General features: G+C 53.3%; 24 protein-coding genes. 17 read left to right on the top strand and 7 right to left on the bottom strand.

Going from position 1 to position 22,312, the window contains the following annotated elements; genetic code table 11:
* Positions 1 to 4 precede the first annotated feature (4 nt).
* The 3 genes from HMPREF1534_RS02920 to HMPREF1534_RS02930 all read left to right on the top strand — a co-directional run bounded on the left by HMPREF1534_RS02920 (position 5) and on the right by HMPREF1534_RS02930 (position 1,250).
* Positions 5 to 655: a DUF3164 family protein gene (locus tag HMPREF1534_RS02920; RefSeq protein WP_005943960.1), complete on the top strand. Its 651-nt coding sequence runs from the start codon at positions 5 to 7 to the stop codon at positions 653 to 655.
* Positions 656 to 690: 35 nt separating this feature from the next.
* Positions 691 to 873, top strand: coding sequence for a hypothetical protein (locus tag HMPREF1534_RS20810; protein WP_005846328.1), 183 nt, complete (start codon positions 691 to 693; stop codon positions 871 to 873).
* Between the two features lie 107 nt (positions 874 to 980).
* Positions 981 to 1,250, top strand: coding sequence for a hypothetical protein (locus HMPREF1534_RS02930; protein ID WP_007750722.1), 270 nt, complete (start codon positions 981 to 983; stop codon positions 1,248 to 1,250).
* Here the strand turns inward: HMPREF1534_RS02930 and HMPREF1534_RS02935 are convergent.
* Complete coding sequence (locus HMPREF1534_RS02935; RefSeq protein ID WP_005943954.1) at positions 1,237 to 1,710, bottom strand: hypothetical protein; 474 nt, start codon at positions 1,708 to 1,710, stop codon at positions 1,237 to 1,239. The genes HMPREF1534_RS02930 and HMPREF1534_RS02935 overlap by 14 nt on opposite strands.
* 4 nt (positions 1,711 to 1,714) lie before the next feature.
* A complete protein-coding gene (locus HMPREF1534_RS02940; protein WP_005943951.1) occupies positions 1,715 to 2,347 on the bottom strand; it encodes a hypothetical protein in 633 nt (210 codons plus the stop codon).
* An 87-nt stretch (positions 2,348 to 2,434) separates the two neighbouring features.
* Here HMPREF1534_RS02940 and HMPREF1534_RS02945 point away from each other — a divergent pair, with 87 nt between their 5' ends.
* Positions 2,435 to 2,650, top strand: a complete 216-nt coding sequence (locus tag HMPREF1534_RS02945) for a hypothetical protein (RefSeq protein ID WP_225683884.1) — start codon at positions 2,435 to 2,437, stop codon at positions 2,648 to 2,650.
* Here HMPREF1534_RS02945 and HMPREF1534_RS02950 read toward each other — a convergent pair.
* The 5 genes from HMPREF1534_RS02950 to HMPREF1534_RS02970 are packed head-to-tail and all read right to left on the bottom strand — an operon-like array spanning position 2,633 to position 7,916.
* On the bottom strand, positions 2,633 to 4,048 hold the full coding sequence (locus HMPREF1534_RS02950) for a toxin glutamine deamidase domain-containing protein (protein ID WP_025066775.1): 1,416 nt from the start codon (positions 4,046 to 4,048) through the stop codon (positions 2,633 to 2,635). The genes HMPREF1534_RS02945 and HMPREF1534_RS02950 overlap by 18 nt on opposite strands.
* Before the next feature lie 17 nt (positions 4,049 to 4,065).
* Positions 4,066 to 5,454 (bottom strand): phage portal protein family protein, encoded by a 1,389-nt coding sequence (locus HMPREF1534_RS02955; RefSeq protein ID WP_005943942.1) that lies wholly within the window; start codon positions 5,452 to 5,454, stop codon positions 4,066 to 4,068.
* A 1-nt stretch (position 5,455) separates the two neighbouring features.
* Positions 5,456 to 5,881 carry a phage protein Gp36 family protein gene (locus HMPREF1534_RS02960; RefSeq protein ID WP_005943940.1) on the bottom strand — a complete coding sequence of 142 codons (426 nt, stop codon included), beginning with the start codon at positions 5,879 to 5,881 and terminating at the stop codon, positions 5,456 to 5,458.
* An 18-nt stretch (positions 5,882 to 5,899) separates the two neighbouring features.
* The gene (locus HMPREF1534_RS02965; RefSeq protein ID WP_005943938.1) at positions 5,900 to 7,468 is read right to left on the bottom strand and encodes a hypothetical protein; all 1,569 of its coding nucleotides are present in this window, start codon (positions 7,466 to 7,468) and stop codon (positions 5,900 to 5,902) included.
* Between the two features lies 1 nt (position 7,469).
* The gene (locus HMPREF1534_RS02970; RefSeq protein ID WP_004327418.1) at positions 7,470 to 7,916 is read right to left on the bottom strand and encodes a hypothetical protein; all 447 of its coding nucleotides are present in this window, start codon (positions 7,914 to 7,916) and stop codon (positions 7,470 to 7,472) included.
* Positions 7,917 to 8,114: 198 nt separating this feature from the next.
* On the opposite strand from HMPREF1534_RS02970, the gene HMPREF1534_RS02975 reads away from it, so the two are divergent.
* The 13 genes from HMPREF1534_RS02975 to HMPREF1534_RS03030 are packed head-to-tail and all read left to right on the top strand — an operon-like array spanning position 8,115 to position 22,307.
* Positions 8,115 to 9,152: a head maturation protease, ClpP-related gene (locus HMPREF1534_RS02975; RefSeq protein ID WP_005943936.1), complete on the top strand. Its 1,038-nt coding sequence runs from the start codon at positions 8,115 to 8,117 to the stop codon at positions 9,150 to 9,152.
* Between the two features lie 10 nt (positions 9,153 to 9,162).
* Complete coding sequence (locus HMPREF1534_RS02980) at positions 9,163 to 10,386, top strand: BACON domain-containing protein (RefSeq protein WP_005943934.1); 1,224 nt, start codon at positions 9,163 to 9,165, stop codon at positions 10,384 to 10,386.
* Positions 10,386 to 10,850, top strand: a complete 465-nt coding sequence (locus tag HMPREF1534_RS02985) for an N-acetylmuramoyl-L-alanine amidase (RefSeq protein ID WP_004327421.1) — start codon at positions 10,386 to 10,388, stop codon at positions 10,848 to 10,850. Before HMPREF1534_RS02980 ends, HMPREF1534_RS02985 begins: the two co-directional genes overlap by 1 nt.
* 12 nt (positions 10,851 to 10,862) lie before the next feature.
* Positions 10,863 to 11,249 (top strand): hypothetical protein, encoded by a 387-nt coding sequence (locus HMPREF1534_RS02990; protein WP_005943932.1) that lies wholly within the window; start codon positions 10,863 to 10,865, stop codon positions 11,247 to 11,249.
* 27 nt (positions 11,250 to 11,276) lie between these two features.
* On the top strand, positions 11,277 to 11,756 hold the full coding sequence (locus HMPREF1534_RS02995) for a hypothetical protein (RefSeq protein ID WP_005846354.1): 480 nt from the start codon (positions 11,277 to 11,279) through the stop codon (positions 11,754 to 11,756).
* A complete protein-coding gene (locus tag HMPREF1534_RS03000; protein WP_025066778.1) occupies positions 11,722 to 12,045 on the top strand; it encodes a hypothetical protein in 324 nt (107 codons plus the stop codon). The genes HMPREF1534_RS02995 and HMPREF1534_RS03000 overlap by 35 nt, the downstream gene beginning before the upstream one ends.
* An 11-nt stretch (positions 12,046 to 12,056) precedes the next feature.
* Positions 12,057 to 12,617 (top strand): hypothetical protein, encoded by a 561-nt coding sequence (locus HMPREF1534_RS03005; protein ID WP_005943929.1) that lies wholly within the window; start codon positions 12,057 to 12,059, stop codon positions 12,615 to 12,617.
* 3 nt (positions 12,618 to 12,620) lie between these two features.
* Positions 12,621 to 13,112 carry a hypothetical protein gene (locus HMPREF1534_RS03010; protein WP_004327425.1) on the top strand — a complete coding sequence of 164 codons (492 nt, stop codon included), beginning with the start codon at positions 12,621 to 12,623 and terminating at the stop codon, positions 13,110 to 13,112.
* 38 nt (positions 13,113 to 13,150) lie between these two features.
* Positions 13,151 to 13,351 (top strand): hypothetical protein, encoded by a 201-nt coding sequence (locus tag HMPREF1534_RS21075; RefSeq protein WP_007750682.1) that lies wholly within the window; start codon positions 13,151 to 13,153, stop codon positions 13,349 to 13,351.
* On the top strand, positions 13,352 to 17,743 hold the full coding sequence (locus HMPREF1534_RS03015; protein WP_005943926.1) for a tape measure protein: 4,392 nt from the start codon (positions 13,352 to 13,354) through the stop codon (positions 17,741 to 17,743).
* A gap of 1 nt (position 17,744) precedes the next feature.
* On the top strand, positions 17,745 to 18,209 hold the full coding sequence (locus HMPREF1534_RS03020; protein WP_004326780.1) for a hypothetical protein: 465 nt from the start codon (positions 17,745 to 17,747) through the stop codon (positions 18,207 to 18,209).
* A gap of 46 nt (positions 18,210 to 18,255) precedes the next feature.
* Complete coding sequence (locus HMPREF1534_RS03025) at positions 18,256 to 21,990, top strand: hypothetical protein (protein WP_005943923.1); 3,735 nt, start codon at positions 18,256 to 18,258, stop codon at positions 21,988 to 21,990.
* An 11-nt stretch (positions 21,991 to 22,001) separates the two neighbouring features.
* Positions 22,002 to 22,307 carry a hypothetical protein gene (locus HMPREF1534_RS03030; protein ID WP_005943920.1) on the top strand — a complete coding sequence of 102 codons (306 nt, stop codon included), beginning with the start codon at positions 22,002 to 22,004 and terminating at the stop codon, positions 22,305 to 22,307.
* Positions 22,308 to 22,312 lie beyond the last annotated feature (5 nt).

The following is a 22,312-nucleotide window of genomic DNA, read 5'->3' as shown; positions in this document are numbered from 1 at the left end:
AGTTATGGACTTGAAAGAACAATTAAAAAGCCTGTCCGCCCAGGACAGAAAAGAACTGCTGAAACAGCTCCAGCAGGAAGAGAAGGAAAACAAGCGCAACCGTCGCGATGCCTACGAAGGGCTTCGTGCGCAGTTCATACTTGAAGTGAAGAACAGGCTGTTTCCGGTTGTGGATGACGTGAAGGCCTTCCGTGACTGGGTAGAGAAAGAAGCCGCCTCTTTCCGTGACCTGATGCGTGACTATGGGCAGCTCCGCAAGGATGACCAGGCGAGTTTCACCATCGTGGACGGTGACATGAAGCTGGAAGTGAGGAGTAACAAGGTGAAGAGCTTCGACGAGCGCGCCAACCTCGCCGCCGAGCGTCTGGTGGATTACCTGAAGCGTTACGCCATGAGCCGGGAGCTCGGTACCGACGATCCGATGTACCAGCTCGGTATGACCATGATCGAGCGTAACCGTCAGGGTGATCTGGACTACAAGTCGGTGAGCAAGCTGTATGAGCTGGAGGACCGTTTCGACAGTGAATACACGGAGATCATGGACCTCTTCCGTGAGAGCAATGTGGTGTACAAGACTGCGGTGAACTACTATTTTCATAAACGTGACGAGAACGGTGTCTGGCGCCGTATCGAGCCTTCATTCTGCCGGTTGTAGTTATGGAAAAGACGAAGAACATCGCGCCGCACGTCATGGCCTGCAAGCGTTGTGAAGGCAAGGGACGTATCTTTTACCTGGACCAGGGAGGAGCTCCTTTATCCGCAAAATGTCCGGTCTGTAATGGCAGCGGACGGGTGAAGGTACAGAGCAAGGTGATCACCCGCATCGAGCCGTTTGTCCCGGGTGAGGATGACACCGAACTGATGACCATGTGATTTTGTTCACACTCTAAACAGAAAAACGCCGCATTCATACACGATGCGGCGTTTTTTTATTAACATCCCCGGTTAAATGCCTAATTTTGCAGCATATACCTGAACTTATGGCCAAAGGACGAGACAAAAACCTGATAGAACTCCGTGATGAAGCCCTGTGCCGCCGTTACTATTACTGGACGGAGGTGCAGCGCCTACGTTTTGATGATGCCCTGAAAGTGTTGTCCCGCCAGGAGTTTTTCATTTCCGAAGAACGGATCATGTCCATTATCCGGCGCAAGTGCCGGGAGCTGAAGGACCTGGAGGTGAAGCCCGTCCCGAAAGTGAAGAAGCCCCGCCTGACAGCCGTCCAGCTCTCGCTCTTTACGGGAGAATAAACCTTGCCGCGCCTTCCTGCATGGCCGACTCGTCATGCAGCGTGAAGGAATAAACCGTCTCGTACACCTTGATGTTTCCCGGCAGCGAATAGTCCCGGCTCTTTACCCTGACCAGCGGGCTGGTCTCTTCCGTGCACTGGAACTCCTGCAAGGCCTTGTACAGCTCTTTGGCCTTCAGCTGCCGTTCCCTTACCTTGTTATAGGTTCCGGAGGTGTAGTGGGTGTCATCGTAGCAGTCAATGGCCAGTCGTATGGTGATGAGTGACTCGCTTTTCTGTACCCCGTAACCGAGATCATTCCAGTCCGATTCGGCGTTCCCGACGAGCACGCAGGGGAAGGTTACCGGATAGTGGTCCTCCTCCGCCCCGGCTTCAAGCTGTCCATAGTCCTCGTCAATGTATGACAGTTCAGGCATCTTTTCGGCGATGCGTTCCATGATCGCGATAAAAATTTCTTCCATGTTGTTATAAGTTTAAAATAATTCTGATTTCATTCTCCATTTTCCGGTCTATCTTTTCGGACAGTTCCCGGCTTTCTCCGATAAACTGGCGTTGCGGTATTTTTATCCGGAGCTTTTTCTTTTTGGTCAGCGCCAGCCTTTTCCATTTCAGCGCTTCCTGATTTTCCTGTGGTTCATTGTTTGCGGCAGAACCCTTCTTTTTGCCTTTTCTTTTGCCCGTGGCGGCTTTTTTAGCCTTGCCTGAAGCCTGGTAATACTTTGCCCATGCAAAACGCCGCATTTGGGGCGTAACAGTCGGATGAACTTCTCCTCCCCAGTTATTGACTGGCGCATAGACGAGTTCGTTTGCCACCCTCACCCGGTATTCTCCCGGCATGTATTTGACGGAGCTGAAGAGATGGTTCCTTCCGGAGAGCAGCGTCCCGTAGTTCCCTGCCGCATCGGTCCGTCCCGAGGACAGCCTTTTCGCTTTCGGCCACGGGTGTAATCCTCCGTTTACGAAACCTTCCCGGCGGAAGTTGTCCTGGAAATGGTCTTTTGCCATTCGTCCAGCGATAACCGGCATCTTCCGTTTCATTAGCCCATCCAGTTCTTTCCGTTTGGCTTTTATCAGTTTTGAATATTCTTTTATGTCCATGAATGACTGAATTAAAAAATAATTTTATACTTTTGCAGCAAGGCGTTTTTTATGTGCCTTTTTTGCGTTATGGAAATACCTAAACAAGTGTCGGAATTAGCAAACAGTAGCGGTTACAACTCCGTTGTCTTATCAGCCAGTTCCCCTGAAGGAAGCATCTATTCCGTGGGCTGTGTTGACGGGGATGGTTTTGAGTTGCCTGTCGGTCTTCCCGCCTTTATTCTGTTCGACGGCCAGTCCTGCCGTCTGGTGGACGGTGAGGAGGGGCTGGCACTTTCTTCCCGTTTATTTGGTGATGAATAGTCCCATGATTTTGGGATTTACCAGTTTGTTGTCTATTCTTATCACTCCCACACGGCCCGCTTTCATGCTCTGTATGTAATTGCTTGCATCATCCTTTCCGGTTTGCGGGTCGAAGAACCTTGTCTTTCCTTCAGTCACCTCCGCGCAGAACACGTGTGCGGAGCCGCCTTTCCAGGCACAATATATCTCGTATATTCCATCCTCTCTGAATTTTTCCCTGAAGTATTCCTTCAGTCGGTTTGCATTCATTACTTGATATCCCTTTCTGACCTGCCATTTATAGGTATAGTCATAATCCGGCTTTGTTCCGTCCCGGTTCAGGAAACGTTCTTCCCATGTGATACCTTGTTTTGCCATTTCATTGTATGCGCTTTGTCTGATGTTGGGGTTTGCCTCGATGTCAAACCCCAACCTTCTGAGCATGTGTGTCACGGTGCAGGTCTGGCAATTCACGCGGTATCCTTCCTCTTTTCCGAATTTCGGGTTCTCCTTTCCCTTGTTCGCCTGTTCGTATGTCATCGGCTTGCCTTTGGTAACGCCGAGTGCCTTTTCTATCTTGAGATTGTTGCGGGCGATGTCGGTTTTTTCCTCCAGCGTCAGGTTGTCCGGCATTTCGGCTATCATTTCGTTGATGCGCCTGGTCAGTGCGTCCACGGCTTTTTTTGCTCCCGGATGCGCTTCAGTAACGTAGGGGTGTTTGTCTGAAAACAGTTTGCCGTCTTTTCCCGGATTGTTTTCCAGACCGTCATGTGCCTTGTTCTGCCCGTTTTCGTCCGGTACCGCTGTCGGCGCTTCATCCGTTGATGAGAGCGTGCACTTGCAGTTCCATCTGTCCCCGGGCCTGTGCACGTTCCAGAACGGATCATCTATTGGACGTATGGTCCCCCAGAAAATCCTGTGGTCGCTTCCCGGATGTATGGATGTGGAAGGCATCCATTTGAGATTCGGCAATACGTCCTTTTCCCTTTCGAACTGCCTCCAGTCCGCGGCCTGGTGTGCCCGTATGACGGCCGTGTCGTATTCTGTACGCAGCCAATGGACCATCTGATGGTCGGCTATGGGCATGGCTTCCTTTACCCACTGTTCAAACGGCTTTAAACTTCCGTTTTTGTCCAGCAGCAGCGCTGCCATGTCGTTCTGTGCCCTGTGTACCTTGAAAGCTGCGAACACGGCGTTGTTCATTCGGATTTCCCGGTAGAAGTCATAATCCGGATCGTCGGGCTTTCGTGTCCCAAACCCCTTGTCCGCTGCCTCGTTTATTGTTTTCCATGTGGCTTCGAACAGGTTCTCCTCGATTTCCGTCAGGGGGTGGAAGTCTTTACTATAGATGTTCTTCAGGGCTTTCTTCAGTACCTCTTCATCGAACGAGAATAAAGTTTCCACCTGTTTGTCCTCCATTCTGTAGAGGTCGTTCATCACCATTCTAAAGCTGCCCCGTCTCTCCCCGGGGCTTTCCCGAAAAAACGTTTCAGCCAGTTGTACGCGTTTTTAAGGGCATTTTTCTTTTCTTTGGGTGTTCCTTTACCGTGCTTTTCCAGTTCCGGTTCTTCTTCCGGATCCGGTTTATCCTCTTCCGTCTTTTCAGTCTCTCGGGCCTTCGCCGCCTCGATTTCCGCCGCTTTCTCCTCCTGGCGTTTCTTCAGTTCGTCATAGTTTGCCGGTTTCTCGATCCCGAATTCCTCGTAGAGATAGTCGTCACCCACCGGCAGGTTGAAGTTCGTGCGCAGTTGTGTGAGGATGGACATCTTTTTCTCCGGTTCGATAAGCTTCTTTTCCGGATAGCAGAACTCCCCGCCTGTGGTGTCTATTCCGAGCATTGCGAATATGTCGGCCATGTCATAGTTGAGCACGTCGAGGATGTCCTGCCTGTCGGAGAGCGTCACTTTCTCCTCCACATCCTTGTGTACGGTTCCCAGTGCCTGTGTGCCCTTGTCGGAGGCTTCGGTGGTGAGCGTGTTTCCGAGGAACAGCTTTGAGATTTCGTTGTTGCAGCGCTCGCAGAGCTTGTCGTAGAGGTCCGCGCTCCCTGTCTTGTTCGCGGCTTCCACGAGCTTGAGCACCGTATCCTCCGCGTGCACGAAAACCGACAGGCTTCCGGTGCTGTCCGCATCGTTCAGCGCCCTCTGCCGTGCCTCGTCGTCATCCGTGGGATACGTGTACTCCCTGATGGGCGCTCCGAACACTTCCGCGAACTGTGCCCAGTCCGCCACGTCGTTACGTTTGTATATCACCCAGATAGCTGCTTTCACCAGCAGCCCGGGATCGTCGGGTGAACCGATGAACAACAGGTCCGGGTACTCGTCCCAGGACGTCCCGGTGGTGTCCGTCTGGTGCCGCAGTATGAGCCTGCGCACGGGATCGACGTGTTTGCGCGGTATCAGGTCGTAGTTCACCCATTCCCCCTTTCGGTAGAACTGCACGAGTGAGAACCCCCAGAATTTGGCGTCCAGGATGTCCCCTATGAACTTCCGGAACCATGGGGACCTGATCTGCTTGTTCACCTTCTCGTCCGGTTTCCCGTTCCTGCGGAATTCTATGGAAGATGCCAGTGCGGCATTCTTCCGTTTCTCTATGACACTTGTCAGGTGCGTGTCCATGAGTATGTCGCTGAACAGGTCGTACAGCCTGAAGCGTCTGGAGTAGTCCACATTCTCGAAAGCCCTTACCGCGAGCATGTAGTCCGCTATGTCTATACCGAACCTTCTGGGCTGTGTCAGTATGATGGTTGCGGGTCCTTTCTGCCCGGGCCTCGGCAGGTTCCCGCTTTGGGTTATCTTTCCGGCCCCTTTCTTTCTTTTGCTCATATTACCAATGGTTTACACGTTTACGGTTGCTTTTGATAAGGAAATTTGATTTTGCCGTCCTCGTCTCTTCGGACAGCAGGGGCAGGCCGTCCACCGATATCTCCTCGGCCGCCACGGCTTTCAGCCATTCGACCGCCCTTTCGTGGCGTTCCTTCCGCAGCGGTGACAGGTTCCTCGGGTTATGTATGCAGAAGATGTGGTACACGGCTATGTCGATGGCCATCATCAGGACAAGCTGGTTGCGTTTGTCACCGGTTGCCGTGAATATTTTGTCACAGTCGTAACGTCTGGAAAGGTAGCAGCGCATCTCGGCGACGGCGCGGTCCTCACATATCTCCACGACAGCGTCATCCTCCCTTGTCAGTGCGTCCAGAATCTCTCGGTGTATGCTCGCGTCGTAGTCTGAAAGTTCGATAAATTTGCTCATAATGATAGGTATTGAAGTTTACACTCTGTACTTGTTTTGTGACCGCGTGCTTTTCCTTGTGACAATGACGGGCTTTTCCGACTGTCTGGCCTTGCGGTCTATAATTCTGTTTCCCCCCTCCACGCAGTCGGGTCCGTCTGCCGGATAGGTCAGTTGGAGGTTGAACAGCTTGAACTGTTCCGCCATCCGTTTCATGTGCGGGTTGTCCTTTTCGGCCTCGTTGAGTACCAGGTTCCCCTCCCGGTTGAGCGGTTCCAGGTTCGCCTCGATACGTGTGGCCTTGTCGGTTTTCTTCTCCTCGTCCCCGGTGATGTACAGTGATATTTTCCTTTCCCTGCGTATCCGCCGCACGATGGGCTGGAATACCTGCTGGAAAAAAGGATCCTGTAATTTGTTGTTCTCCATGTAACAGTACACGGTGGTTTTTCCACCCACAAACTCCAGCAGCTTGATGTACCACTCTACAAATTCCGCGTTCAGCCCCCTGTCCAGGAACGTTTTTATCAGATAGAGCCTTCCCGCGAGTTTCCCGAGCAGGCACACCGTTTTGGTGGAACTTTTTTTCGTCTTGTTCTCTCCCGGTGCGGGGTCCCCGTATATCACCAGGAACTTGAACCTGGAAAGTGCCGGCACTTTCCCGTAGGTGATTTCCGCGAACACGCCGCCGTCCACCACCGGGTTGTTGAAGAACTCTTTCTGTGCCGCCGCCGCGCTCACCAGTGAAAGGAAGAGGTCTATATCCTCCTCGGAGTTCTTTTCGGGCCATACGGATAGCCCGTCCTTTCCCCGGATGTTGATGATATCCACGTGCCCGATTCCTTTCGCCTTCAGTTCGGTGCCCTTTTCGATGGCCCTTTTGATGCAGCAGTCCAGCGCGATGATGTTCCCGTTGAACAGGATGCGGTAGTTTCCCGATACGGACATGGTCGGTATCAGCGCCTCCTCCAGCCATTTCCATTTGGTTTTGATGCGTTCCGGGTTTCGACACTCCTCGTCGGTGTCTATATCGTCCACCAGGATGAAGTCCGGGCGGAAGTTCTTGTTACGTGTACCGCGCGGTGACTGCCCGGCTCCAATGGCGCGGAAGGAGCACCCGCACATGCAGGTGAATTCCCCGGTTTCCCACGCTCCCGGTTTTTTCTGCTGTCCGTAGTCCTGTATGATCCGCTGGTTCTCCTCGAAGTTCGCCATGAACGGCAGCAGTAGCCTTTCCGCATTGTCAGCCGAGTTGGAGATCAGCAGCACGTTGCGTATCTTTTTTGTCAGTGCCAGTTTGGATATCTCCATCATGGAGCGTGCGGATTTCGCCAGCTCGCGTGACCAGGCCCTTACCTCGTACCAGCGGTTGTTCCTCATCAGCCGCCCGGTGGCTTTCCTGTGGAAGGCGGCGGACTCGCAGGTGCAATACATGGCGAAGTAGTATTTGAACCACTCCTCGTCGTTCTTCTCCAGCCTTTCCCGCCTCTGCCTGATTTCCGTTTCCGTGTCCGTGGGGTTGATGTCCGAATGTTCTCGGACGGATGCCACCAGCTCGTTCCAGCTGTCCAGCGCGAGCCTGTCCTGTGTTGTGAGTATTTTCTTTGCCATGTCAGGATAATTTTGATTTGACAAACGCGTCCAGAAGCGGGGTGATCTCCTTCGCCTGCGTGGAATCGTAGGTCCGCACCCATTTGAGCAGGTCGGAGAACACGGAGATGATGTCCGCCAGCCCCACTTCTGTTTCCAGTTTCTTGATGGCGTTCGACAGTTTGGAAATGGTGTCCGCTTCCGCGGCGTTCGGGAACCGTTCCCCTTCCGGTTTTCCCATGATGGCGTTGTTGAGTTCCGCCAGCTGCCGGTACAGGTTCTTCAGCTGCTCCTCCCGTGTGATGGTTATGGAAGCCTTCAACTGCTCCCAGTTTCCTTTGCCTATCCAGTTGTTCACAGTCACCCGTGAAACCCCCACACGCTCGGCTATTTCCGCCTGCGTAAGCGTCTCGCGGGTGTAGAGCGTTTTCGCCCATGCCTTTTTCTGCTCGTTTGTAAGTTCGGCCATATTACCTCCTTTTTTTACGTGCAAAATTGATAAGGAAAAGGAGCGAAAAAAAACGCGCTCCGCATGATGACATTTTAAAGCGTCATGGCAATCCTTTAAAGTCTCCATGATGAAAACGCGGTTTGAAAAAGGCCTTTAATCCCCCTAATTTCGCACCGTAAACTTTTGCAGGGAAGGACCTGCCAAAACGATAGTGACATGAGTAGATTTTTCAATATGATACCCGGAACCGATGCCTGTTGCATCCTTCTTTACGGTGACATCGGTGAGTACGATGATAACGTGCGCAGCGGTGATATTGCCCGTGAACTTCTGGAAGCGGAAGCCCTGACCGGGAAGGTGGACGTGCGTATCAACAGCAACGGCGGTGAGGTTTATTCGGGCATCGCCATTTTCAATGCCTTGAAGAACAGCAAGGCCGACATTACCATCTACGTGGACGGCATCGCCGCCAGCATGGCCTCCGTCATCGCCCTTTGCGGCAAGCCCGTCCGGATGAGCCGTTATGCCCGTCTGATGCTTCACAGTGTCCAGGGCGGCTGTTACGGCAACAAGGATGAGATGAAGGACTGCATCCGTGAGATCGAGGCGCTTGAGGATACCCTTTGCGAGATGTATGCCACCCGTATGGGCAAGGACAAGGAGGAAATCCGCGCGATGTATTTTGACGGCAAGGATCACTGGCTGCGTGCCGACGAGGCGCTGGCGCTGGGGCTTATCGACGGTATTTATGACGCTGACCCGGTACCGGAGGACAGTACCCCCGAACAGGTATTTCAAATATTCAATAACCGGCTGCACAAGCCACAAAACGAGAATAGCATGAATTTAGACGAACTCAAGAGACGTCCGCGGTTCAAGAACTGTGCGACGGATGACGATTTCCTGCGTGAAATCGGACTGCTGGAAACAGAGGCTGGCAAAGTCCCGGCCCTTGATGCCGAGGTCACCCGCCTGAAGGGCGAACTGAAGGTGTTCCAGGACAAGGCGGATGCGGATGACGCTGCCGCGCGTAAGAAACTGCTTGATGATGCGGAACAGGACGGCCGTATCGATGCCGCCACCCGCCCCATCTATGAGAACCTTCTGGCAAAAGACCGGGAGAACGGGGAAAAGGCATTGGAGAAGCTTTTCCCAAAACGTAGTGTCATGACTGACCTTCGTGTGAATCCGACGGGTGAAAGCCCCTGGAACAAGCGCATGAGCGAGATTAAGGACAAGTTGAACCATAAATAAAACATTTGCCATGGCAATAGTAGTAAGAAACACGAATTACAACGGCGAGGTACTGGAGAAAATACTGGTCCTGGCCACCACCGGGAATGACCTTGTAGAAAAAGGTCTGATCATGGTGATCCCCGGTGTGGAGAAAAAAATCAGCCTGCCGCGTATCAAGACCGGCAAGATGCTCCAGAAGCGTAAGGAGAACCCGACTTTGGAAGACTCGAAAGGCAATTTCAATTACTCGGAGAAATCACTGGATCCGGAGGACTTCATGGCGTTCACGACTTTCAATCCCCGCGCCTTCGAGCATGTTTGGCGCAAGTGGCAGCCGAAGGGCAACCTCGTGTTTGCCGAACTTCCCCCCGAAGCGCAGAACACGCTTCTGGATGAACTTAGCAAGAGTGTGAAGTTCGAGCTGGGCTGGCATTACCTGAACGGCGAGTTCGGTTCGGACGACGACCACCTTTTCAACGGTATCCTGACCCAGGCGGCTAAAGATCCGGATGTGATCGTGGTTCCGGCTCCTTCCGATACTTCCATGATCGGCAAGTTGAAGGCTGTCCGCAAGGCTATTCCAAAAGCCCTGCGTGAGAATCCGAACCTGCGTATCCTGATGAGTATTGACGACTTCGACAAGTACGATGACGAGCTGACCGAACGCGAGTACAAGAACACGAGCGAGACGGACATCAACAAGAAGCGTTACAAGGGTATCACCATCGAGACGCTGAATTCCTGGCCTGATGGCCTTATCGTAGCCACGCTCTGCTCGATGAGCGCTGACGGCAACCTTTTTGCCGGTGTGAACCTCCAGGACGACGAGGAGGTGATCCAGATTGACAAGTGGATGAACTCCAGCGAGCTGTACTTCTTCAAGCTGCTGATGAAGGCCGACACGGAAATCGCCTTCGGCGAGGAGTTCGTGGTGCTTGACACCCGTGAGACTCCGGTGTTCAAGGCAGTGGAACGCAGCATTTCTGCCGATCCGGCCGCTCTTTCCTTCAAGGCCGCCGGTGAGAGCAAGGAGGTGAAGGTCACTGCCTCCGGTGATTACAGCGTGGTTTCCATTCCTGCCGGTTTCACGGCAGTCGGTACCGATGGCTCTCTGACGGTCACCGCCGGTGTGAACAGTAGCGGCAAGGCGGTATCCGGCACACTTGTACTGGGCCTGGACGCCGATCCGGAGAAGAAGGTGGAGATAGCACTGTCCCAGGCGGCCGTTGATGAAGAGGAAGGCGGTGAGTGATGGGAAAGCTGAAGTATCTTGTCATCCATTGCACGGCCACTCCTGAAGGGCGTGAGGTAAGCGGTGCGGAGATTCGCGCCTGGCATACGAACCCCGTCTCAAAGGGCGGCCGCGGCTGGAAGCAGGTCGGATATACCGACCTGTTCCATCTGAACGGCGGAGTGGAACGCCTGGTGAACAATAACGAGGACGCGAATGTGGACCCGTGGGAAGTGACCAACGGCGTGGCCGGTTACAATTCCGTGAGCCGCCATATCGTCTATGCCGGCGGGTGTGCAAAGGATGGTAAAACGCCTGCAGACACCCGTACCTCCTGGCAAAAAAAGGCGCTTGAGAAGTACGTGAAGGATTTCCACCGTCGTTTTCCCGATGTGAGAATCGTCGGTCACAATGAACTGGCGGCCAAAGCCTGCCCCAGTTTTGATGTACAGAGATGGCTTAAACAAATAGGTATAACTCAATAAATCAACAACAACATGAAAAGATTTCTTTTATTCTTTGTGCTGATACTCGGATTCGTGTCAGCAACTTTTGCCCAGACCGGTACAGTACCGGAAGTCGATTATAGCGCGATGATCACCACCTTTGCCGGTTTTGTCGGTGGCGTGGTGTTGCTCACGGAAGGGATCAAGGCTCTGTTTCCAAAAATGCAGGGCTTGGCGACACAGATTGTCAACTGGTGTGTGGGCATTGTGGCCGCCATGCTTTTATGGTGGCTGGATGCGGGCTTTGTCGCTGATGCCACGTGGTATATCGCGTTGTGTTATGGGTTCGGTGCGTCCCTTGTGTCCAATGGTGTTGCCGATACGGGCTTTGTCCAGTGGCTCATCGGACTGTTTGCGGGTAAGGATGTCGGCAAATAGGCTTTGACCTGAAAGACCAGTGTGCGTATGGACTTCAGTGCAGTCATGAATCTGGTGCTGGGCGGTGGTCTGGTAGCCACGATAATAGCCATCATCACCCTGAAATCAACGGTCAGGGAAGCGAGGGCGAAAGCGGAGAAGGCTACCGCCGAAGCCGAGACGGTACGGATTGACAACACCGAACATGCCACCCGTATCCTGATCGAGAATATTGTAGAACCCTTAAAAGAGGAACTGAATGAAAACAGGAAAGCTTTGCAGGCGACCCGGCGTGAAATGGCACGTCTCCGGAAAGCCATTGATACTGCCAACAGTTGCAGGCATCATGATGATTGTCCTGTTCTTTACGGGATGCGCGAGTACTCGAAAGAGCAGGACGGAGGTGAACCGGAACAGCAGCCTGTCGTCAAGCGCCGACAACGTGTCAAACGTGAGGCGGGGGCTGTTGATGGCGGGGATTCCGAAATCGGCGGTGAGCCTGACGATCCCTCCGGACAGCCTCCGTAAACTTCCCTCCGGTTCGTCCTACCATTCCAGGAACGGGCAGGCGGGCCTGACGGTGAAGAGCGATGCGGCCGGCAATATCATAGCGGAGGCATCCTGCGACAGCCTCCAGCGGCTGGTACTGTGTTATGAGGAGGAACTGACCCGTATCCGTAATGAGACACATGAGGACTCATTCACAGTTGAAACGGAATTTGAACGTCGCTTTAGTCCCGTTAAAATAGCGCTGGCCGCTTTTATAACCGGATGTGTTGCCGGCATAGTATTAACTTTCAAAATCAAGAAACAATGAATAAGAATTTCATGTACGGCGTCGGTGCCGTGAAATACAAGGACTTTGTGGTGGGTTACATAGAGAAGAATTCGTTTGACATGGGCGGGCAGAAACCCGAATCCGCCAAAATCGAGGCGGAGCAGGTGCCGGGAACCCCGGTGCTTATCATTCCCCAGTCGAATGGCAGCATCGCCCCCACGTTCAACGTTATCCAGCTGAACTACGAAAACCTGCATAGCTTGCTGGGTGGTACCATGCACTACAAGGAAGAGGACTCGGAAAAGAAAACCCCGATTGGTTGGACGGCCCCGACGGCAGCCGTGTTGCTGACCGGTCCGTGGGAAATAGCCCTTGTTTCGGGGCAGAGCATCCTGATTCCCAATGGCACGCTACTTTCCAATCTCGGCGGCAAGCTGACCCTGACAGAAACGGCGAAAATCGAATGCACGCTGGAAGTGGCCATGCCGGAAGACGGCTCCCAGCCCTATGGCGTATTCAATACGGATTCTATCCCGGAAGAGTGGAAACAGTATAAACTGCCTTCTGCTGAATCTGCCGCTGCTGCTTCCACTAACCCGGCCGAGGAGTAGCGTATGGACGAAGCTGTCATCAAGCAGATCCAGCGTGAGGGTGCGGACGCGCTGCTGGATATCGGTGTGAGCGTCCCGCTGAAAGCGTTTCATATCCCTTTCAGGAAATCCCCGCTGGAGCTGCGCGTGACCATGAGGCGGCCTTATATGTCCGGTCAGATTCTTTTTGCCCGGACATATTTGTCGATGGGGATCACCAGTGAGGAGATGTGGGGGTTCAGCAAGGAGGAGGAAATGCAGTTTCTGGCCTCTCACGGCAAGGCGGTGAGCCGTATGGTGGCCTATACCCTTTGTCGTGGTCCTTTCAGCCGCCGCGTGCTTTTGCGCCCGGTGGCATGGCTCATAAGGAACTTCATGGAACAGCGTTATCTGGTGGGTGCGATCAAGCGTTTTGTCAGCCTGATGGGTACCGACCCTTTTATACCTATTATCAGATCAGCCGAGCGGACGAATCCGATGAGCTTGAGACTGAGCCAAAGAAAGAAGGGGAGTTAAAGAGCCGTTATGAAGGCTCCCATAGCCCTTTCGGTTTTGTGTGGCAGATTGCCAGTGCCACCGGCTGGAGCGTGGACTATATACTGAACAAGGTGAATTACCAGACCCTGATCATGATGCTTAGTGACGCTCCCCGGTATATCCGTGACAAGTCTGGATCTTCCGGTCCTGCGGATGAGCGGAGCGCCGAGGATGAAGCGGATGGAATAGTAGGATTTTTTCAAAGCAAGCTAAAATAGATGAAACCGGTACAAATAGAATTCCTTATGGTGGACCATTTGAGCGCCCGTCTTGACAAGGCCGTGGGCAAGATCGAGCGGATGTCCCAGCAGGCATCGTCCGCCAACAGACAGATCCGGGAACTTGACAGGAGCGGTTCCCTGTTGAACAACACCGTCGGCAAGCTGGCAGCCGCCTTTACTATCAAGGAGCTGGTGTCGAACATCACCAAGGTACGCGGCGAGTTCCAGCAGCTGGAGGTGTCGTTTCAGACCATGCTCGGCAGTGCGGAGAAGGCCGACACCCTGATGCAGCAGTTGGTACATACGGCCGCGACCACTCCTTTCGGCCTGGAGGATGTCGCGCAGGGTGCCAAGCAGCTTCTTGCCTACGGGTTTGAAGCGGAGAAAGTGAACGAGACGCTGATCCGCTTGGGTGACATCGCTGCCGGACTTTCCATCCCTTTGAACGATCTGGTCTATCTTTACGGCACCACCATGTCCCAGGGACGGCTTTATACACAGGACCTGAACCAGTTCACCGGCCGGGGCATCCCTATGATCGCCGAACTGGCCAAGCAGTTCGGCGTGGCTGAAAGCAAGGTGAAGGAGCTTGTGGAGGAAGGCAAGGTCGGTTTTCCCGAAGTGCAGAAGGTCATAGAGAGCCTGACGGACGAGGGCGGAAAATTCGGTGGTCTGATGGAGGCACAATCCAAAACGATAACCGGACAGATCTCCAATATAGAGGATGCCGTTTCAATGATGTTCAATGAAATCGGGCAGCAGTCGGAAGGTGTCATCAACACCACGCTTTCCGGTGTTTCCTACATGGTGGAGCATTACGAACGTTTCGGCCGTATCCTGCTCGGGCTTGTCGGCACGTATGGTGTGTACCGGACCGCCGTCATGACAGTCACGGCCGTGAAAGGCTGGGCGGTGGCTGCGGAGGCGTTGCATTACAACTGGCTCCTGCTGGTTGAGAAAGCGCAGAAGATGCTCAACCGGACCATGCTTTCCAATCCCTATGTGCTGGTTGCGACCCTGCTTGCCGGTGTTGCCGTGGCACTGATCTCCATGAAGACGGAAACCGAACGTTTGCAGGAATCCGAGGAAAGGTATCAGCAGCAGAAGCAGAAAACCATAGAGGCCGAGGAAGAGCACAGGCGCAAAATAGAGGAGCTGTGTTCCATTGCCGGGGATGAAGCCGTGTCCACGGATGCCCGGCGTGAGGCGCTAAACAAGCTGGAACAGAAATATCCGGATATATTCTCCAAATACGACACCGAGTATGAGAAACTGAAGAATATCAAGAAAATCAAGGAAGAGATAGCCCGATTGGAAGCCGGTGAGTCCATATCCAATCCCGCCAATGAATTGAAACGTGTGGATGACAGGATAAAAGAACTTGAAGGCAAGACCCGGTTGGCAACCGAATATTACCAGGACAGCTACGGGCGGCAAAGAGCCCGATATGTCCAGAAATCCGCACGTTCAAGGGATGAGGAGGCAGAGCTTCAGAATCTGTACGGAAAACGCAAGAGCCTGAACGGACAAATCCGCAAGGACGAGGTAAATGCCTATTTCGAAAACCTGACCGGTGTGAGTAACGAGACCCTTGCACAGCAGATAAAGCAGCGTAGAACCCTGCTTGCCCGGATGTCTGTCCAGGAGAAGGAATACGGAAAGATTACGCAGGGTGACGAAAATCTTACCGGAACTTATTCCCGTGACGAACTGAAGTATCAGCTGAACAAACTGGTTTCGGAACAAAACCGGCGTAACCTGCCCACGGATTCAAGCACTGACTGGGTGGCTGCGGCAAAAGAGAAATACCAGGACGCGCTCAAGGCTTATAACGCCTTTCTTCAGGAAACGTCCAACAGCCTTTCCCGTGAGGAGTTTGAGAAGAAGGCGAAAGAACTGAAGGATGCCGTCGATACCGCCAAAAAGGAGTACGACAAGGTCAAGCCCGGTGAGGATAAGGATTCCGAGGCCGAACGGAAGAAGGCGGACAAGGCGGAGAAGGAAGCCCAACGCCGCAAACAGGTTTCTGAAAAGCTGGGCCAGGAACTCGTCGGGCTGCAAAGGAAGAATGACGAGGCGGAGATTGAGATGATGACCGAGGGGCTGGAGAAGAAGCTGCGCCAGATAGACAATGAATACCAGGCACGCAAGGATGAAATAGCCAAGCAGGAAGCCGGTTGGAAACGTGACAACGCGAAAGCGGGGCAGTCCGGTTCGCTGTCGGAAGATCAGCAGTCCGAAATAGACAAGGCCCGTGAGTTGAACGAGTCCGGCCGACAGAAAAAAATAGCGGAAGCTTATCGGGAAGAGTTCGGAGTGATGCAGGAATATTTGCAGGCCTACGGCACCTTCCAGCAGAAGAAACTCGCCATCGCGACCGAATATGCGGAAAAGATACAAAAGACGACATCCGGCAGCGAGAAGCTCTCTCTCGGTGTTGAACGTGACAGCAAACTTGCCGGCATCGAAGTGCAGGAACTGAAAGCCCGTATTGACTGGGGTACTGTCTTCGGTGAATTCGGCGGGATGTTTTCCGATATGATAAAGCCTGTATTGGCGGATGCCAGAAAATACATGCTCACTGACGAGTTCCGAAATGCCGACCATGCCAGTCAGGACGCGCTTGTCTCTGCCGTCCAGCAGATGGAGAGGGCTTTGGGCGGTTCCGGCAAGGTCAGTTTCAAGAAACTGGGTGCCGAGGTTACTGCCTACCAGAAAGCCCTTTCAGACCTGAAGGAGGCACAGGCGGTGTATGCGGACACCTATACGGCGCTCATTGCCGCCCAGAAATCATACATTGAGGCGCAACAGTCCGGAACCGAACAGGAGAAGGAGTCCGCCCGGCAAGCCCTGGAAACGGCGCAGGCTAATGCCGATGCCGCGAGTGAGAATATAAACGCCTTGCAGGAAACGGCTGACAGTGCCCGGCAGTCCCTCTCGAATACTGCCTCCGGTCTGAAGACCAGTATGGAGAATGTGAGGGACGGATTGCAGCAGATTGCCTCCGGCAGTATCAGCGGGGCGTATAATGGCCTGATCACACTCGGCAAAGGTGCCAAGGAAGTGGACGGCAAACTGGGCGAGGCTTTCGGAAAGGTTTCCGAAACACTTGAGGATGTGCCTGTTGTCGGCTGGATTGTAAGTATTATAGACCTTTTCAAGGATGGTTTGAGTGTGGTCATCGGTGGCCTGCTCGACGCGGTGTTCAATGCCGTGAGCGGTATTCTTGACGATGTGCTTTCCGGTGATCTTTTTGTGACTATCGGAAAATCGCTGCTTTCCGGTGTGGGCAAGATATTCGACGCATTGACCTGGGGCGGATTTTCCTCCTGGACGACTTCAAGCAATGCCAAAGAGGTCCAGGAAACCATCGACCGGCTGACCGAGCGTAACGAGACCTTGCAGACGGCTATCGAGGACCTGACGGAGGAGATCAAGGCGAGCAAGGGTACAAAGTCCGTGGCCGCCTACCGGGATGCCTACAGGCTCCAGCAGGAGACGAACTCGAACTATCTGGACATGGCCATGTCGCAGGCCGGCTATCACGGTTCGCATCACAGCTGGAATTATTACTGGGGCGGTTTCTCACAGGAACAGATTGACCGTTTGAGCGGTCAGATCGGGCGTAGCTGGAACGGTGACATCTGGAACCTAAGTCCGGAGGAGATGAAGAAGTTGCGCAGTAACGTGGACATGTGGACGCAGATCCAGGATACCGGCAAGGGCGGATATGGAGGTCGTCTGACCGAGAAGCTGGATGACTACATCGACCAGGCGGGCAAGCTGGAGGAACTTACCGACCAGCTGTATGAAGGTCTCACCGGTATTTCCTTTGACAGCATGTACAGCAGTTTCGTGGATAACCTGATGGATATGAAGTATGATGCCGCAGCCGCGGCGGAGGACATATCCGAGTATTTCATGCGTGCGATGCTGTCAAACAAGATCGGTGAGCTGTATTCCGACAAGCTGAAAGGCTGGTGGGAGAAATTCGGCAAGGCGATGGAAGACAATGACCTTACAGAAGCCGAGCGTAAGGCTCTCCAGGACGAGTACATGAAGTATGTCGAGGAAGCCGTCGCTCTTCGTGACAATCTTGCCGCGGCCACCGGGTACGATAACTCGGGCGGTACGAGCCAGAGCGCCAAAACCGGCGGTTTTTCAGCCATGACACAGGACCAGGGTACAAAACTGGACGGCATGTTCACCAGCGGGTTGCAACATTGGTCGAGCATCGATGAGAAGATGGAGAGCGTCATCGACAAGATGAACACCGCCGAGGGGCATCTTGCCCGTATCGAGGAGAACACCGGCACGAGCGCGTCGCACCTTGGCAAAATAGAGGAAGAGATTCGTAAAATCAATCGTGACGGAGTAAAATGCAAATGATATGGAAAAGATATTAGGCGGTCTGGTACTTGTCAACGGTACCGACATCTGGAGCACATACGGGGTGTTCCTCGTTGAGGACAAGCGCGGCGGGATGGATAACCTGACCGCCATCCTGACCCCGAGCAAGACGAAAACGGATACGGCCGTGAATATCCGGGAGGAGGACGGGGAGAAATATTCCTCCGTGCTGACGCCCAGGAATGAGGCCCGTGACGTGACGCTTCATTTCGCCCTGTTTGGCAAAACGCAGGCCGGCTGGCTGAAGAAGTATTTCGAGTTCATCAATTTCCTGAAGAAAGGCCGTGACGGGTGGCTTGAGATTTCCTTTCCCCAACTTGCCCTGACTCTCCGTGTGAAATATACGGATTGCAGCAAGTTCCAGCCTCTGACCTATCTCTGGAAGGAAGGCGTGCACGCCGGCAAGTTCAAGGTGAAGTTCCGGGAACCTGTCCCGGTCATATAAATGTGATTCAAACCCTATTCAAACGACGTTTAAATAAGATACAGACATGCTGACCATCTATGACAGCAACGGCAACAGACGGACCGATATAGAGGCGGGTGACAGCTCCACCCAGGTGAAGGAGGTACAGGGTGACAATGTCCTGACACTCTCTTTCACGCATTACGAATATATCGCCCTGGACGTGAATGACCGGGTGGACTTTGAGGGTGAGCGCTACTGGCTGACCGAACGGTACGCCCCGAAGCAGAAGAGCGGCCAGGAGTGGGTATATGATTTGAAGTTTTACGGCATCGAGAGCCTGGTGAGACGTTTTCTTGTGCTGGAGACCACCGACGGGAACACCGAGCCTGTGTTCACGCTGACAGCGACTCCGCGTGAACACGTGGCCATGATCGTGAAGTGTATCAATGACGGAATGAACCACACCACCGACTGGAAAGTGGGGCGGGTGGACGGTACGGACCTTATCGTCATCGATTACGAGGGGAAGTACTGCAACGAAGCCCTGAAAGAGATAGCCGAAGCGGTCGGCGGGCAGGCTGAATGGTGGGTGGAAGGCCAGACCGTGAACGTGTGCCGGTGTGAGCATGGCGAGGAAATAACGCTGGGCTACGGGAAGGGACTGACCGGAATCGAACGCGACACGACGGGTACCGACAATTTTTATACCCGGTTGTTCCCGGTAGGCAGCACGCGGAACATAGATCCGTCAAAATACGGGCATAGCCGCCTGATGCTTCCGGGGGGCAGGCAATATGTCGAGATACATACGGAGGAGTACGGCATCTATGACCGTTACGAGCAAGACGCCTTCAGCGGCATTTATCCCCGCAGGATCGGGGCTGTCAGCAGTGTGCGCAGCGAAGATGTGAAAGATGACGACGGCAACCCTTTCACGGTCTATTATTTCAGGGACGACAGCCTGAACTTCGATCCGAACGATTACGAGCTGCCCGACGAGACCAAACGTGTATCGTTCCAGGACGGTGACCTTTCCGGACTGGGGCAGGGTGAGGACCACTGTTTCGAGGTGAATTTCAACAGTGCCACCCGTGAGTTCGAGATTATTACGATATGGCCCTATGATGATGACACGCAACTCCCCGGCGGCAAACTTGTCCCGAAATCCGGTGACCGTTATATTCTCTGGAATATCCGTATGCCGGACGAATATTACCCGCTTGCCGAGGAGGAGTTTCTTACGGCGGTGGAACAGTTCAATACCGAACACTGGCAGGATCTTGCCGTTTACAAGGCCCCGACTGACCATGTGTGGATTGAGGAGAACGGTGTTTCCCTGTCCGTAGGCCGCCGTGTGAGACTTGAAAGCGAGGAGTATTTCCCCGAAACCGGTTATCGCAGCAGCCGTATCACGAAAATTACCCGGAAGGTGAACCAACCCGGGGAGATGGACATCGAGATCAGCGATGCCCTGCATAGTGGTGCGTTTGAACGGGTGAATGACAGTATCGGGGAACTGAAAAACTATACGAAGTCAAAGGCGGAGGGTACCGCGCTTCCTGACATTATCCGTAGCTGGGACAAGACACTGCCTACGGACAACAATCTTTTTTCTGCGCGGAGAAGCCAGGCGGAACACATCAGCAAAAAAAAGAATGACCGTGCAAAGGGGAAGATCACCTTCGAAGCGGGAGCCTCTTTCGGACAGGAGGATAATGCGGGTATTGATGACAAGGGCAATGCCGAGTTGCTGACCCTTGTCGTGCGTGAGCTTCTTCGCAGTCCGAAATTCGTGGACGGTCTTTTCGGTGAGGGCTGGCGGCTCTGGATGGAGGACGCTTTGTCCCATCTGACCATCGACAAGCTGACGGTACGCCAGGTCATGGTAGTATTGGAGCTGCTTATCGAGAAGGTACGCAGCGTCGGCGGCCAGCTTTGTGTCAGTGCCGCCAACGGGAAAATAAAGACCGCTGTTCTTGAGGGCGGTTACTGGAGGATCACCTTCGAGCAGGAGAACACTTTCGTGGCCCATGACCTCATGCGCTGCCAGACCTTCAGCGGCGGGAATTTGAAAAGCTATTGGGTTGAGGTGACCGGCGTGGAGGGTGGTTCCATCATCGTGGGCGAGGACGAGTTCGGCGCTTCCCTTCCGGAGGCTGGTGACGAGTGCGTGCTGATGGGCAACACGGAGAATCCGTTGCGCCAGAACCTGATCCTGATCTCCGCCACCGAGGACGGGCAGCCCCGTGTGGACGTGATGGACGTGGTGAAGGCGAAGAACTTCACCGGCTGCCTGCGTGCCCGTCTGGGCAACCTTGACGGTATCAGTGACGACTGGTTCCCTTCAGACAACCAGCCTCACGGTGATGGCCTGTACAGCGACAACGCCTACCTGCGTGGTACGTTCCTTCTGGTAACGGGCGAGGATATCAAGACGAAGTTCGAGATAGTCGAGGGGAAAATCGTCAGTTCCGTCACCGCCCTGCGGAATGACTTCGCCACCGAGCGCGGCTACCTGAATAACCCCGCCTTTGATGACGGCCTTATGAAGTGGAACACGGAGAACGAGACCGTGTTCTTCCTTGTGGGCAACCGGTGGATCTGGGCGAACGGTAACGTCTTGACGAGGAAGGGTGACAGCGCGAGCGTGACCGAGGATGACGGCCGTACGGTTGTCCGGATTCGTAACAAGTACATCCTCCAGAAACGTGAGAACCTGAAAAGTATTCCCTCCATGCCTGAAAATGACAGTGGGGAGAAGGAAGCCGTCCCGGTGTTCCTGACTTTCTTTTACCGCTGTGCCAAGGCCGGCACGCTGCGTGTGGAGTTTGTGGGTGTGGATAAGACAGGCTTTGCCAATTTCAACAGCATGGAGGTGGAGGAAGAACTGTCCGCGACCGACGGGTACGTACAGTACACCTGTAGCGGACTCTGGAACGGTACAGGTGATTTTAAATTGAGTTTTACCGGTGATATTTACCTGTATATGCTCATATTGAGCACCGACCGTGTGGAATCCCTGACACACCGTTATAAAACCCTTTTCGAGCAGTCGGAGCGTCTGGTAAAGATTTCGGCGGCGGTGTTCGACAAAGACGAGAACCTGCTGGAAGAGACCGGCCTGATGGTTACTTCCAAATATTCCGGGTTGTATGCCATTGACGGTGATGGAAATTTGAAATCCCTTGTAGGTGTTGGGGGTGACGGCGTAAAAATCAAGGGCGATAATATCACTTTGGAGGGGCTTGTTACGGCTAATGATAATTTCAAGATTCTGGAAGACGGTAGTATTGAGACGCGCAACGCCAAGATTTACGGTACAGTGTATGCCTATGAGGGTAAAATCGGCGGTTTTACGATTGATTCCGGACGGTTGTACTGGAAAGCCGGTGATTATTTCGGCAATGATTCCCGCAGTCTGAAACTTGGTGTCTCACAAACGGACATGGAGGGTATTGTGGATGTGTCCTTTAATGCCGCCACGCAGGGACGGTTCGGTGTCAAGGCCGTAGGCTCGAATCTGGGTGGTGCCGCTATCTATGCCTCCAGCAAGTCCTCTGGTCAGAGCTATCCTATCAGTGCCAATACTTATGCCGGCTATTTTGACGGTGGTGTGCATGTGAACGGGGCGGTGTATTGTGGTGATATCCTGTCGAACAATTACGGTACGGGATGGAGCCTGGCCAGCGATGGGACATACAGTTACCGAAAGGGTGTTTCAGGTACCTTCCAGTGGGCTGTAAAGAGTGATTTTATAACTTATAACTATACCCTTGAGGTTGTTAATGGAATTGTCGTTAAGATGACATATATCTAAAAATAAAGGATATGAAAGTAAATTTTAATGTGTATTTTAAGGATTTCGACGGTAGCGTGCTGTTGATTGATAAGAAACCCCAGTGTATGGGAGTCATAGTCTCCCAGTGCCTGTTCAACGGTACCGGTTTCCGTCCGAGCGGTAATATTCAGACGGATAATGAAAAGAAATTACATGCTTACAGTCTTTGCATGAGGATTATGGGTTCCGATGCGGATGTGGATCTGACATCGGAGGATGCGGTTTTGATAAAGGAAGCTGTTACCGGTCTTACTCCGGGCTGTTATTCCCAAATAGTGAAACAGATAGAAGGGTAATGGAG

Origin of the sequence: Phocaeicola massiliensis B84634 = Timone 84634 = DSM 17679 = JCM 13223 (assembly GCF_000382445.1) — a bacterium.
GTDB lineage: Bacteria > Bacteroidota > Bacteroidia > Bacteroidales > Bacteroidaceae > Phocaeicola > Phocaeicola massiliensis.
The sequence above is the reverse complement of the archived record's forward strand: the minus strand, read 5'-3'. Positions and strand labels throughout refer to the sequence as shown.